Annotated in this window: 14 protein-coding genes and 1 other RNA gene; 2 read left to right on the forward strand and 13 right to left on the reverse strand. The window is 54.8% G+C overall.

The genetic code is table 11. The annotated features are described in order from the left end of the window. Positions 1 to 55 precede the first annotated feature (55 nt). Complete coding sequence (locus tag WC509_05620) at positions 56 to 1705, reverse strand: Na/Pi cotransporter family protein (protein MFA5006923.1); 1650 nt, start codon at positions 1703 to 1705, stop codon at positions 56 to 58. Positions 1706 to 1969: 264 nt separating this feature from the next. Here WC509_05620 and WC509_05625 point away from each other — a divergent pair, with 264 nt between their 5' ends. Beyond that, positions 1970 to 2773: a tryptophan-rich sensory protein gene (locus tag WC509_05625; protein ID MFA5006924.1), complete on the forward strand. Its 804-nt coding sequence runs from the start codon at positions 1970 to 1972 to the stop codon at positions 2771 to 2773. Positions 2774 to 2856: 83 nt separating this feature from the next. Here the strand turns inward: WC509_05625 and WC509_05630 are convergent, their stop codons facing one another. Together WC509_05630 and WC509_05635 are read right to left on the reverse strand one after the other, a co-directional pair. Continuing rightward, on the reverse strand, positions 2857 to 3207 hold the full coding sequence (locus WC509_05630) for a DUF2200 family protein (GenBank protein ID MFA5006925.1): 351 nt from the start codon (positions 3205 to 3207) through the stop codon (positions 2857 to 2859). After that, the gene (locus WC509_05635; protein ID MFA5006926.1) at positions 3204 to 4037 is read right to left on the reverse strand and encodes a hypothetical protein; all 834 of its coding nucleotides are present in this window, start codon (positions 4035 to 4037) and stop codon (positions 3204 to 3206) included. Before WC509_05635 ends, WC509_05630 begins: the two co-directional genes overlap by 4 nt. A gap of 155 nt (positions 4038 to 4192) precedes the next feature. On the opposite strand from WC509_05635, the gene WC509_05640 reads away from it, so the two are divergent. Beyond that, complete coding sequence (locus WC509_05640; protein MFA5006927.1) at positions 4193 to 4912, forward strand: hypothetical protein; 720 nt, start codon at positions 4193 to 4195, stop codon at positions 4910 to 4912. Between the two features lie 131 nt (positions 4913 to 5043). Here the strand turns inward: WC509_05640 and pepF are convergent, their stop codons facing one another. From pepF to smpB, 10 genes are all read right to left on the reverse strand, one after another. Next, on the reverse strand, positions 5044 to 6843 hold the full coding sequence (pepF, locus tag WC509_05645; GenBank protein MFA5006928.1) for an oligoendopeptidase F: 1800 nt from the start codon (positions 6841 to 6843) through the stop codon (positions 5044 to 5046). 219 nt (positions 6844 to 7062) lie between these two features. Then, complete coding sequence (locus WC509_05650) at positions 7063 to 8292, reverse strand: hypothetical protein (GenBank protein MFA5006929.1); 1230 nt, start codon at positions 8290 to 8292, stop codon at positions 7063 to 7065. Beyond that, on the reverse strand, positions 8289 to 8750 hold the full coding sequence (locus WC509_05655) for a LytTR family DNA-binding domain-containing protein (protein ID MFA5006930.1): 462 nt from the start codon (positions 8748 to 8750) through the stop codon (positions 8289 to 8291). Before WC509_05655 ends, WC509_05650 begins: the two co-directional genes overlap by 4 nt. A 475-nt stretch (positions 8751 to 9225) precedes the next feature. After that, positions 9226 to 9774, reverse strand: a complete 549-nt coding sequence (locus tag WC509_05660; protein MFA5006931.1) for a hypothetical protein — start codon at positions 9772 to 9774, stop codon at positions 9226 to 9228. 201 nt (positions 9775 to 9975) lie between these two features. Further along, on the reverse strand, positions 9976 to 10689 hold the full coding sequence (locus WC509_05665; GenBank protein MFA5006932.1) for a hypothetical protein: 714 nt from the start codon (positions 10687 to 10689) through the stop codon (positions 9976 to 9978). 63 nt (positions 10690 to 10752) lie between these two features. Beyond that, on the reverse strand, positions 10753 to 11235 hold the full coding sequence (locus tag WC509_05670; GenBank protein MFA5006933.1) for a GNAT family N-acetyltransferase: 483 nt from the start codon (positions 11233 to 11235) through the stop codon (positions 10753 to 10755). 214 nt (positions 11236 to 11449) lie between these two features. Beyond that, entirely contained in the window at positions 11450 to 11773 is a 324-nt protein-coding gene (locus WC509_05675) for a hypothetical protein (protein ID MFA5006934.1), read from the reverse strand. Between the two features lie 312 nt (positions 11774 to 12085). After that, positions 12086 to 12425: a transfer-messenger RNA gene (gene ssrA, locus WC509_05680) on the reverse strand. A 23-nt stretch (positions 12426 to 12448) separates the two neighbouring features. Beyond that, positions 12449 to 12742 (reverse strand): hypothetical protein, encoded by a 294-nt coding sequence (locus WC509_05685; protein MFA5006935.1) that lies wholly within the window; start codon positions 12740 to 12742, stop codon positions 12449 to 12451. A gap of 28 nt (positions 12743 to 12770) precedes the next feature. Next, positions 12771 to 13223, reverse strand: a complete 453-nt coding sequence (gene smpB / locus WC509_05690; GenBank protein ID MFA5006936.1) for an SsrA-binding protein SmpB — start codon at positions 13221 to 13223, stop codon at positions 12771 to 12773. Positions 13224 to 13341 lie beyond the last annotated feature (118 nt).

The following is a 13341-nucleotide window of genomic DNA, read 5'->3' on the forward strand; positions in this document are numbered from 1 at the left end:
TCCTATCTTGGAAGCGACGTCGGGACGGACGAAAGCGGCGGTCGGACCGTCGCGGTCATTCGGCTTCGATCCGACAGGCTTCCGGCGATTGCGTCTCGTAACTGTGGGCGACGAAGTTGATGTGGTCGCCGACGCGTTCGAGGTTGGAGACGAAGTTGATGTAGACGCCGCTGTTGTCGGCGCTGCAAAGGCCCTCGTTCAGCCGCTTCAGGTGGTCGTCGATCATCTGCCTGCGCATCCGGTCGACTTGCTCCTCGATGGTCTCGACTTCCGCCATCAGGTCGAAGTTGCGGTCGACGAAGACGTCCCGGGTGAGCGCGAACTCGCGGTCGAGGAGTCCGTACATCGCCCGCAGGTCGGCCTGGGCCGCTTCCGAATAGGTGAGGTGCTGGTCGATGCTGGTCCGGGTGTACTTGAGGACGTTGTCGCTGATCTCGGCGATGCGGATGAAGTCGCCGATGGCGTGATGGACGCGGTTGATCATCTGCTCGTCCTCGAGCGTGAGCGGATTGGCGGAGACCTTGATCAGGGACTGCGTGATCGCGCTGTCGAGGCGTTCGACGTCGCAGATGCGGCCGCGGATCGCGTCGAGCGCGGTACCGTCCTGGACGATGAAGGCTTCGATCGCGGCGTTGAGGGTATCCATCGCGAGCCGACCGAGGCGGACGGCCTCCTTCGTGAGCTGGCCGAGGGCGACGCCCGGCGTCTTGAGCAGACGTTCGTCGAAGTAGATGAGCGGAGTCGTTGCCGCACGGTCACGGACAAACATGTGCGATACCTTCGTGAAGACCGTCGCGAACGGCAGGAAGACGAAGGTGCAGGTGACGTTGAAGAAGGTGTGGAACATCGCGATCTGGGTTCCGGGGAGCGCGAACATCCGCGCGAGGACGTTGTCCGCGAAGGACGGCCAAAGGAGCAGGATCGGGAAGAAGACGAGGGAGCCGAGGACGTTGAACATGAGGTGGATCATCGCCGCGCGACGCGCGTTCGAAGTCGCGCCGATCGATGAAAGGAGCGCCGTGACGGTCGTCCCGATGTTGGTGCCGAGGACGACGTAGAGCACCGCGTTTCCGCCGCCGCCGATGATCAGGCCGGCGCCGGCCATCGAGATCAGGATCGTGGTGACGGCGGACGAGGACTGGACGATGCCGGTCACGACGACGCCGATGAGCAGCAGGACGAAGGGATTGTTCACCGAGGTCAAGGCCTCGGTGATCAGCGGCGAGCTGCGGAAGATGCGCATCGAATCGCTCATGATCGAAAGGCCGATGAAGACGAGGCCGAGACCGGCGACGGCGTAGAACGTCGCCTTCGACTTGTCCTTCTTCGCGATCATCTCGCCGAAGACGCCGATCGCGGCCAGAAGCATCGCGTACATCGTGACGTCGAGCGCCTGCAGGGCGACGATCTGGGCGGTGATCGTGGTACCGATGTTCGCGCCCATGATGATCGTCGTCGCCTGGAGGAGGTTCATCACGCCGGCGTTGACGAAGCCCACGACCATGACGGTCGTCACGGACGACGACTGCACGATCATCGTGATCGCGGTGCCGATTCCGACGCCGACGAGGCGGTTGTTCGTGACTCTGTTGAAAAGCTGCTTGAGCTTCTTGTTGGCCAGTTTCTGGACGTTGTCGGACAGGACCTTGAACCCGACGAGAAACGCTCCCAAGCCCGCAAGCAGATAGACGATCGCTTCGACCATGAGTGACCTCCGGCGCCTGTCGGCGCATCGAGTGCGGATCCGTCCGAAAGACCGAAGGGGATTCGCCGCTCCCATTATACCATCGATTCCCCGGCGTCCGCGATCCCTTTTTTTCGCGCGCGAACGGTTTCATCGTCGCGAAACGTCGAAACGTGCGCTTCGACGCGCGCGGTTTTCCGTTTCGCGTCGATGATGCGTGCTCGCGATCGCGCGTGCGAACGGACGTGGTACAATAGAGACAAGGATACGAATGGAGGCTTCGCCATGATCCAACCGAAACACCGTCGTTTCATCGTCTGGTTCTCCGCCGGCGCATACGCCGCGATGATCCTCGTGAACGCGCTCGCCAATCTCATTCCGATCAACGGCATCACGACCGGTGCGGTCTCGGATTCCTACCGGAACCTCTTCGCCCCGACCGGACTGACGTTCTCGATCTGGGGAGTCATCTACATCCTCCTCGGCGTCTACGTCGTCCGCGAGGTCCTGGGCCTGCGTCCCCGCGAGGGCGCCGCCGTCGACCCGGTCCGCATCAGGATCGATGCCTTCTTCGCGGTCTCGTCGGTCGCGAACGTCCTCTGGATCTTCGCATGGCACTTCCGCGTCATCTGGCTGTCGCTTCTACTGATGCTTTCGATCCTCTTCTGCCTGATCCTCATTTCATACCCGCTGCGGAAGACGGACGCGATGACGAAAGCCGCCTTCGGCGTCTACTTCGGCTGGATCACGGTGGCGACGATCGCCAACGCGACGACCTGGCTGGTCAAGCTCGGCCTGCCCGTCGACACTGTCGGCGCGACCCTCCAGACGGTCGCGGTCCTGCTCGTCGGACTCGCGATCGGAGGCGTCGTCCTCATGATCCAGAAGAATCTCGGTTACAGCCTCGTCATCGCCTGGGCATATTTCGGGATCTTCCTGAAGCACATCGACCCCGCCCAGTTCGACCGCGGCTTCATCGCGGTCATGAACACGTCGCTGTTCGGTTGGATCCTGATGCTCGCGCTATCCGCGTTCGTCGGCGTCCGCCTCCTCCTCGCCCACAGGGCGAATGCCTCGAAAGCCGCCTAGCGATTCGTCTCGCATGATGAAAAAAGCTTCGCTCTCGGGCGAAGCTTTTCGATTCGAGGCGATGAATCGGCCCGGCGAACCGTTCAGGAGCGCAGGATCCGGGAAAGCGGCCTGCCTTTGGCGAGTTCGTCGACCAGGAGGTCGACAGCGCGGATCATCCGGATGGTCGGATCGGCGACGTCCTCGACGCGGACGCCGCAGACCTTTCCCGCCACGAGCGGAGTCCGCGTCTTCGCCATCGGCGCCTCGGCGAAGAAGCATTCGAGGTCGATCCTCCGATCGATCAGGCTTGCGATCGTCTCGCCCGCATAACCTGTGAGCCAGCCGACGACGGCCTCGAGGTCCGTCGCCGTGCGGCCCTTCCGTTCGACCTTGGCCAGATACAGCGGATACAGGTCGGAGAACGGCATGCGGAAAAGACGGTCGTTGGTCATGGACGCGCCGCGGTCCGCCGCGGTGCGACCGACCGCGCCTTGCGGTCGAGCGGCCGGTGGGCGACGATGCCGATCAGAAGCATCAGATACGCGACGAGCGCGAACCCGACGATGTAGATCACGACGAAGACGGGATGGGGGACGAGCGGCTCGATCTGCGAGAGGATCGGCAGGTGCGTCCCGTAGACGGGGTTGATGAAGAACATGTTGAAGGTGGCGTCGCCCATCCAGGCGTTGTAGGCGGTGTTCATGAGGATCGCCGTTCCCACCAGGACGGCGAACACGGCGGTCGCTCCCAGGATCGATTTCGAGGTGAGCTTGACCTTGTTCGCCAGGAGCGCGACCCCGACGACCATCATCGCGCCGTGATGCACCATCGTCTGGATGTTGATGCCGATGGTGTTGATGAAGACGTCGTTCGGATAGAACATGACCGCGAGTCCCGCGAACAGCCCGTAGGTGCCGAGGAAATTAACGAGCGCCTGGCGGATCTTGTCGTTCTTCGTGAGTCCCGCGACCAGGGCGACGTACATCGGCGTCGAGCAGAACTGGAAGGGGAAGGCGTACCATTGGTAACTCCATCCCGCCTGGTAGCTGAAGATGAGCTGCTTGTACGCCTCGAACGAGAGCAGAAGCGCGGCGAAGGCGAGCAGGAACCGGCGAAGCCGCTTCTCGCCGCCGTTTCGAAGAGAGATGGCGGCGAGGACCGCCGCGGTGATCGCGACGGCGAGGGCGAGATAGTGGAACCAGCTTTCGGAAAGCGACTGGTAGGGGACGGGGCGGGTCATTTCCCCGTTGAGGAACTGCATGATGCGATCGATTGTCGTCATAGATACCGCCTTTTACATCGTAAGTCGATGTCATTATACCACATGCGTTTCGATTTGTCTTCATCAAATCATCACGATTCGTTTATTATTGTGCAATACACGCCTGCGCGGGAGTGTTCCAATGTGGTATAATATCTGAAAAGGGAGGTTTCGACATGATCCCATTCTTCAGCGAACAGCCCGGTCAACCGCTCGAATGGTTCGGCGTCACGCACATCGCACTTACCCTCGGCTTCATCCTAAGCGTCGTTCTCCTCTGGATCCTTTCACCCAGACTCAAGGGTTCCAAGGCTGAGCCTTGGATCCGCTACGGGATCCTGGTCCTCGGAATCGCGTTCGAGTGGCGGGTCTTCGAGAGCCGCATGCTCACGACGTCGCCGTTCCGGTTCCCGCTGTGCGCCGTCGCTCTCTACTCGCTCTTCTTCGCGGTCGCGTTCAAGAAGGAAGCGATCTTCAGGATCGCCTACTTCTATGCGTTCGGATCGCTTCTGTCGTTCCTCTTCTACGACACGCCGTTCGGCCTCGACCGCTGGAGCGGGTGGACCTTCTTCGGAGCCCACGCCGTCATCGCGTGGCTCGCGGTGTATGGCGTCCGTGTGATGGGATTCGTCCCCGTCAAACGCGACTGGCTGCGGTCGATGGCGTTCCTCGCCGCCTATGCCTTCGTCGCCGGATATGCGAAACTGCGTTTCGGCGGAGCCGACGAACTCTTCCTGTTCACACCGCCCGCCGCGTTCCTCGCGTCTTTCCAGGAATCCTCCCCGCTGCTCTATCTGCTGGCATTTTCATCGTTCGCTACCGCACTGATCGCACTGATGTATCTGCCGGTGCATCTGGTCTCGATGCGAACGAAAGCCGCCCATCGTCCGGCATGAAATGAAAGAGCCCCGCGTCCTTCCGGCGAAGACGCGGGGCTTTTTCGACGATCGCCCTCCCGTTCGGGGGACGCCGTTGAACGATTTCATCGAAGAGGCCGGAAATGATCCCGGCCGTCGGATCGATGCGTTCAGGCGTCCTTCCGATGGGCGACGAGATCGTCGATGATCGATGCGATCTCGTCGATCGCTTCGATCAGGGGTCGGTCCGTCGACAGGTCGACCCCGACCATCCGGGCCAGTTCCAGCGGCGTCTTCGTGCCGCCGGCCTTCAGGACCTCGATCCATGCCTGCGGTTCGATCGCCTTCGATTCGATCATGCCGGACACCTTCGTACCGAGCGTGAGGCCGGCGGAATAGGTGTACGGATAGAGTCCCATGAAGAAGTGCGGCTGTCTCATCCACGTATAGCCCGCCCAATCGGGAATCTCGACCGCGTCGCCCCAGAACTTCCTGAGGACGTCGAGGTTGATGCCCTTGAGCACCTGGGCCGAAAGCGGCTGCTTCTGGTCGACCCTCCGGTAGACTTCCCGCTGGAACGCCGCCTCGAGCAGGTGGGTCACGAAGTTGTGGTAGTAGGTGCGGGCGATCTTCACCGATTTCAGCCACGCCTTCTCGCGCGAGGTCTTCGCCGTCCTGATCAGGTGATTGGCGACCAGCAGCTCGTTGGTCGTCGACGGCGCTTCCACGAAGTACGTCGACGGCCGCGTGTTCAGGATGCTCTGGTGGCGGTTGGCGTATTGGAAGTGACCCGCATGCCCGAGCTCGTGCGCGAGGACCATCACCTCGTCCATCTGGCCGTTCCAGTTGATCAGGATGAAGGATGTCGCCCCATAGGGCGAGGAACAGAAGCCGCCGGTCGATTTCCCCTGGTTCTGCGGGAAATCGATCCAGCGTTCGTCGAACGCGCGCCGCACGACCTGATTGTACTCGCTTCCCAGGACGGACAGCCCCGCCTCGATCAGCGCCCGGGCCTCTTCGATCGTCACCTTGGGTTCGAAGGAGGGATCGACGGCGATCTTCAGGTCCGCGTAGGTCATCCTGTCGAGGCCGTGGACGTCCTTCAGGAGAAGGGCGTACCGCCGCATGGCCGGAGCCAGGCGTTCCATGATCAGGTCGATCTGGCGGTCCATGAAGTCGCGCGTGACCTTCTGGTCATACAGCAGGTAGTCGAAGACGTTGGGATACCCGCGCAGTTCGGAGAGGATCTTCTCCTTCTGGACGTGGGCGGAGTAGTTGCTGGCGAAGCCGTGCTGGTATTCCTGCAGCTTCTTGTAGAAAGACTCGTAGGCGGCCCTTCGGACCGGGGTGTCCACCACGTACTCGTACTCGTTTTCGAACAGCGTGAACGAATTGGGATGCTTGACTCCGTCCACCTCGAAGTCGTCGAACTTCATGTCCGCCAGCTTGAAGCGGTTGTAGTTGACGTAGGCGGCGTTCAGGACCGGCGACAGGGCGACCAGGGCCTTTTCGACCTCGGGGATCAGCGTGTACTTCTTCTCGTCGATGACGTCGAGCAGGTAGTGGCGATTCTCCTCGGCGCACTCCGAGGCTTCCCGCAGGAGCGCATCGGGAGCGGCCTTCAGTTCGTTTTCGAAGAAGGCCGTCTTCTTCGAGATGGTCTGGAAGCGGATCATGCTCTTCCCTTGCCGCATCTGATTCTCTTCGCTGATCGAATCGGTGCTCGACTGGAGCGAGGCGTACGCGCCGATCCGCGTCAGCCTGCCGCGGATGTCCTGGTAGGCGGTCAACGCCTCGTTGATGGTATCCTTATCATTCAGCTTGGTTTCAAACTTCGCGCAGAAGGAATCGACGAGCCGTTCGGCTTCATCGAAGGCCTCGAGGTACAGCGACTCGGTCTTGAACAGGTTCGCGATGTCCCACGTGCGCTTCGCATCGAGTTCCTGGCGTTTCGGCAATTGCATCTTCATATTGTTCACCTCTTGTGAAGATTATAGCATGAGTCCCATCCGATTTCGTCCCCGAATGACATCAAGATGGTTCGATCGCGGTCCCCGGGCAGACGGTTCGGTCCGTGAAGCGAAGGCGACATCCGCGATGCGGTCCCGTCGTCGGGAAGCGCACTCGGCCATCGTGCGTTCGTCAATCCGGGTCGCCGATAGCGTTCTTTCCGGATCCTGAAGTGCATTTCATTTCGATTCGTCCTGGAAATAATCTGCGACGATGTACGACATTTTGTAGTAGCCTTTCGCATTCATATAGTATACGTCGTACATGTTCGTACTGTCCATGAAATCGATGAATGTCAGCGTGCCGTCGATCTCTTCGGTGACCCCGAGGGAAAACGAGAGTTGCCTGATCTCCTCGCCGCCGACGTCTTCATACGCTTCCACGATATAGCCGAAAGCATACCCGTCGTCATCTTTCTGCTTCTGATGGAGTTCCACACGATATCGATCGCAGTTCGCCGCGTTGGAAAATGAATACGCGATGGTTTCCATAAGGTATCGCTCGTCTCCGTCGACGAGCACTACGGTAAAGACGATGTCGTCCGTTCCGTTTTTCTCGATGTACACTTCCAGCATGCCCGCCGATCCGATCAGCTCCTGGCCATCGCCGTCGAATTCCGGCAGATAGAGCGTGGATTCTTCCTGCCTGACATAGTCATAGAAGTTGTTGTCGTAATGATCCGAGGGCGCTTCATGCGAACTCACCAATGCGATGATCGTCAAAAGACCGATCATGATCGACAGGGACAGGATGACGGAAGGTCCGGGCAATTTGGTGACTTTCTTGTTCGACACGAAGTTGTTGCAGTTCTTTCGATAGATGGCCAGATAGGCCAGCACGAACAGGCCGACGCCGAGAACGACGCCCGACAGTGTCAATATGAAAACCCGATTGTTCGCCAGGTACGCTCCAAGATTGTTCTCGCCGACATCCGCGACCGGCATCCAGGCCAACTGTGCTTGATTGGCATCGGTCACCAGACCGATGTCGGCGACATGCTCGCCTTGGATTGTCAATGTGAAATCGTAGGGTTGACAATAATCATGGACTTCCTGACCGGGGATCAGATGAGTCATGTACGTACCGTTCCATTGCGATATTCCGCTCCATAATCCGTGGCTGCCGCAGGAAAAACGGAATATCGTATCTAGCTTGTCAATATTCCATTTCAAGATGTAATTGACATATTCGTTCCCATCGCCATCGACGATCTCGGAACTCTTGACGGCGAACAACGTCAAATCGTAATCCGCATTCTCGTATACCACGGCGTATGAGTCAAAATACTTCACGGTCAACTCGTAATATGCATCATAATAAGAGAACGTCTCTTCCTGGAGAGGAGCAGTGCAACCGGACAGACTCCATGTCGACAATACCGCAAGCAGTGCGGTCATGAACTTTTTCATTCCTTGCCCCCTCCTTCGATATAGTTCTTGAAGATGTGGTAATAGCTCCTCGTCACGTCCACATGATCCTTGTTCTTCATGGTGAGGACGAACTTGGAATTGATCGTCGGCTTGATGCTGCGTATCTGGTCGAGGTTGACGATGGATGAACTGCTGACGCGCATGAACCTCTGATGTCGGTACAGGCTCTCGATCTCGTATAGCCTGTATTTCACACGACACGACAGGTTGATTGTGTGACAGGTGATGTCATTGCCATCGCTCTCGAAATAGACCACATCCTTGGGTCGGATGAGGAATATTTCATCCGCATGATACCCGGTGATCAAATCCGGGTCGCTTTCGCCTGAGATCAATGTGTAGTCGAAGTCAAGATCGTTGATTTCGATGTCCATGTTTTCAAAGAAGGCCTTGAGTATCTCCTTGTGCTTCTCATCGACCGATAGCCTGAGTTTCACGTCGTCACCCCTTTTTCAATTGTAGCATCGAATGCTAAAAATCAACATCTTGAGATGATACTTTACAAGCGGAAGCATGTAACTTGCCGATGTTCCGCAACCAAACAATTCCTTTCGGTGAATCGATGTGCTTGGCATCGCGCTTGTTTCATCGGTCCATGAACACACTTCAAGAGATGAAGGGGACCGAAGCAGAAAAAACGCGAACAATCGGAAACATGGCGGTAAACGCCGAATGTCCGTGCCGTCGCGATCGTTACGATCCAGGGATGAAATGAATTCAATCAGTACAAAATCACGCCACATCAGAGTTCACGGCGCCCTTGCGATTCATTGTGAACCCCCGCAATCTACACCCCTAGAGCTATGCGTAATGATGGCCGAGTGCAGCCACGCCATTCCAGCAGATGGGAATCGTCAATGATGCGGAATCCTTGATCGAGTCAAGAATCGCCGAGACGATTTATGATCATCGTTAATAATATAGATCGCCAAACCAGACGCTGCGTCCATCAAAGGACAGTTCGATGCCATCGTCATATGCAGTAACGTCCAGACAGTTGGATTCTAGATTTTGACAGGAAGTGAAGAAAGGTGCCAAATCAACTCTTATATCCAGTGAATACACAACGTTCATTTCCATGTATTGATAGACCTTCTCGTCTTGTTCAACGTCATTCAGGAATAGGGCGACCGCTTCGCCGTATGATGATATCTCCCCCGAAGCCAGTGAATCGTTCAGCGTCATAAACTCGTCGCCTTCCCTGAGTTTGAAATTATCGATGGAAATGGAGAATTTCTTCGGATATCCTCTCTTCAGTTCGAACGTGAAATGATACTCCATCCAAGTGCTGTCTTCGGCATATTCAACGGAAAGGAGTTGGACTTCAAAGTCATTTTCAAATTCGATGTACCCATTCTCATCATCCGTATAAATCCGGGTCGGTGTATAATGGCATGCCATGACAGCAGAAACGAAAAAACACAAGACTAACAATGATACGACCTTCCTGACATTATCCATACCCACATCCTCCTCCAAGCATTGCGTTTGGACAAAGCGAAATACATCTCGATGGTCTTGCTTCGCGAACCGGGCATCGCTTTCCATCTCCGCCGTTCTACCCATGCTCCCGGGAGCATCGCGCTGACGAAAAGCATGGAAATCCAACGGAAGACGATTGATTATCCTTAGAATTCCATGCAATATGCAAGAAATGGATCCTTACGCAACTTCAGAAATGATTGCAATCTCATCGTGCTGTATATCATAATAGAACAAGACGAACCGCCCATCCTTATCTCTCGCCAAGCAAATGCTCGGACAGCTGGACTCCATCTCGATTTTCCCGACTTCAAGAATGATCGGCGACCCCAGTTCACCGAGCGCGTCGATGTTGGAATCGAAATTCCCATCGAAAGCATTCGGGAAGAAAAACATCCCGGAATAGCCTTCGAAAACATCAATGCTGACCCCGCTGTTGAGTGCAACGTATTCATCCAATTCGCTCTGAATGATCGCAAATTCAGGGATGCTGGTTTCTCTGACGATCATCTCATGATCCCGGTCGACCGGATAGAACATTTCATAGTACCGACCATCCTCTTCACTACGGATCAGATACACTACCACAATGTCTTTTCCCGTTGAAGGGTAATCGTTTTTGATACAAAATGAATTCAACATTTCATGGGCCTGGTCGATATATAAACTTGTCGAGGCGATTTCAACGCTATGACCCATTTCTTCAAACAAATCGATGGGAGGGGTGTCGCGGACATTCTCGCAACCCAATAATCCGAGCGATACGAGAACAACGAAAAACAAGGTTAATGGGTTTTTGCTCATGGTGATCCTCGATTCATATACGCTTTGCGGTGGTTCAGGCATTTCGTTTTGCATAGATCTGCGAATTGTTGCTTGGAATGGGCGAGGCATCTACTCCCAATGCATCATGTATCCAGACCACTCAATAAAAATCCACACCAATCCGCAATCCAGTCATACCTCTTTTTCCATGATGAGTGAATATTCGTGGTTCTCTATCGGAACATACCCTAGTGATTCATATAAATTCCTCGCGTAATTGCTTTTTAGAACATGGAGAAGAATTTTGTCATATTGTAGAGAATTCACGATTTCTTCTAGCTGTATCATCGCCGTTCTGCCAATGCCTTTTGAACGGTACTCACTCCTGACATAGATATCAAACAAGAAAATCGATGAGTCATCAAGGTGTGGCAGTTTTCCTATCCAGAGAAATCCAATATTAGGTTGATTCAGTGTATCTATGACATAAAAATGGTGTCGTTCAGTGTGTGGTCCGTTTGGCAAAAGAAGCGGAAGCATCTTGTTTAGTTTCTCCATTTCTTCTGACATTGTTTTGCCACTTGCGCTAGATTGATCTTTTGCTTGATGGTTGGTGGAAATAACAATCCATTCATTGTATTCTTCTTCTGTAATAGGCCTTAGCGTTATGTCCATCGTGATCTCCTTCTATCTTCTCTCTTCTTCATCGATTCAGAAGAACCGTTCCCATTTTCTCACAACACTTGTGACAATACCCGATTACTCAAAATCATATCCTACCTATACATTTGGTATCGCAGACCACTCACTGATTTCCATACCAATCCAGTATGCATGTTATCCCCATTGAAATCATCGGCTACCATAAATTGTATACCTTACCAGCCCATCACCAACCAAGCGACTTGACATCATCAGAAGTTGCAATCTTGATGAACTGGAAGTCATGAAAATTGCAATTGCGATAATCCAAAAACCCCAATGAATCGATTTTAATCGTGAAATATATAGTCGATGAAACAATGAATGATATCGGTCCATTCATTGTCATGAATTCAAGATGATATTTCCTTGTACTCGGTTTTGCGGTCGTATCGAAAAATCCAAGTTTCATCTTTTGGATGCCAAGCGCGTCTTCGTGACTGGACTTCTTTGTTGATATGTTTTTTGCTATTAAAATAGCTTTCCCGTGAAAATCACGATTATTGTCCATACCTGTTCCCTCTTCTCGTGTGACAGATTAGTATGATTGCTGACGAGTGTTGTATGCTTGCACTTTTTTCTTTGGAATCCGTTCTTTTTATTAAATAATAGCACTTATCCTGCGCAATTGTAAGTCGTATAACTAAATATGAACCCTAATTGGATTAGAAAAAGTTGAGTGGATTCCTTTCGAGTTATACAAGAGATCGACGTTGTCAGACTAGTCCGATTCGACTTGAATGTGTATAAAATATAAGAGAATTGACTCCTTGGTGCATAAAAAAAGGTCTGATACGGTTGTATCAAACCTATGATTGTCAAATGGTGGAGCTGCGGGGATTTGAACCCCGGTCCAAAACAGCCGATCGTCGAGGTTTCTACATGCTTAGTTTCCTGTGAATCTCGTCGCCGGACTGCCAGGGAACCCACCATCCGACGACCAGCCTTATTGTCTTCGCGAACGAGCCTAAGGCGGCGACCCGTTTTGCTATCCTGCTAGCTGGAGGTTCCCCGAACCCGCAGGCTGGAAGGGGGAACCCCGCTACCTATGCTTAGGCGGCGAAAGCGTAATTGTTGTTGGCAGTTATTTGCCGGTGCGTGTATAGTCCGCCGACTGCATGCTTGCTCGACTCGAACTGCCCTGTCGAATCCAGAACAGCCCCATGGGTGTGAAACGACTTGCCTGTTACTTCCGACCCGTCGGCGGCATCCGCCATGCGTCGGCCGTCGGATCGGATCGGTGTGCGATTTTCCTCTCCTGTTTCTTCTGCACGGCGCGCATCACGAGCCATGCGAGCACGAGGGCCATCACGAATCCCCAGAGGACGAGGATCAGGACGAGGGTATTCTCCCAAAGCGCGCGGAAGACCAAAATCAGGATCCCGCCGAAGGCGCCGATGAGGCCGAGGATGGTTTCCCTCCAATAATGGAATCGATAGAAGGAATTCTTGTCTCCGTTCGTTTTCGAATCCCTGATCATCCGTCCCTCCTTCGGGTCTCCATGGCCCTCAATCGACCGCGATGTTCTTCATCGCCTTCTGCATCCGGCGCTTCGAGTCCGCTTCCTTCGCGACCTCGCGCTTGTCGTACTGCTTCTTGCCCTTCGCGAGCGCGATCTCGATCTTGCACAGTCCTTCCTTCAGGTACACCTTGGTCGGAACGAGCGTGAGCCCGTCGGTCTTGAGGCGCTGCCCGAGCTTCAGGATCTCGTGCTTCCGCATCAGGAGCTTGCGCTCGCGCAGCTCCTCATGGTTGAAGATGTTCCCGTAGTCGTACTTGGCGATGTTCATGTTGAGGACGTAGAGCTCGCCGTCCTTCACCCGGCAGTAGCTGTCGGAGACCGAGACCTTGCCGGCGCGGACCGACTTGATCTCGGTTCCGGTGAGGACGATGCCGCACTCGAACGATTCGAGGAAGAAGTACTCGTGCGACGCCTTCTTGTTGCTTGCGATCAGTTTCATGGCTTCTCCTCTCAGACGAGTTCGAAATCGACTTGTCCCTTCAGGGGATTGGCCCCGAGGAGCTTCACCTTCACGACCATGCCTATAGTATACTCTTTCCGCGAGGAAATGCCAAGAT

Source organism: Candidatus Izemoplasmatales bacterium, assembly GCA_041649275.1.
GTDB lineage: Bacteria > Bacillota_I > Bacilli_A > Izemoplasmatales > Hujiaoplasmataceae > UBA12489.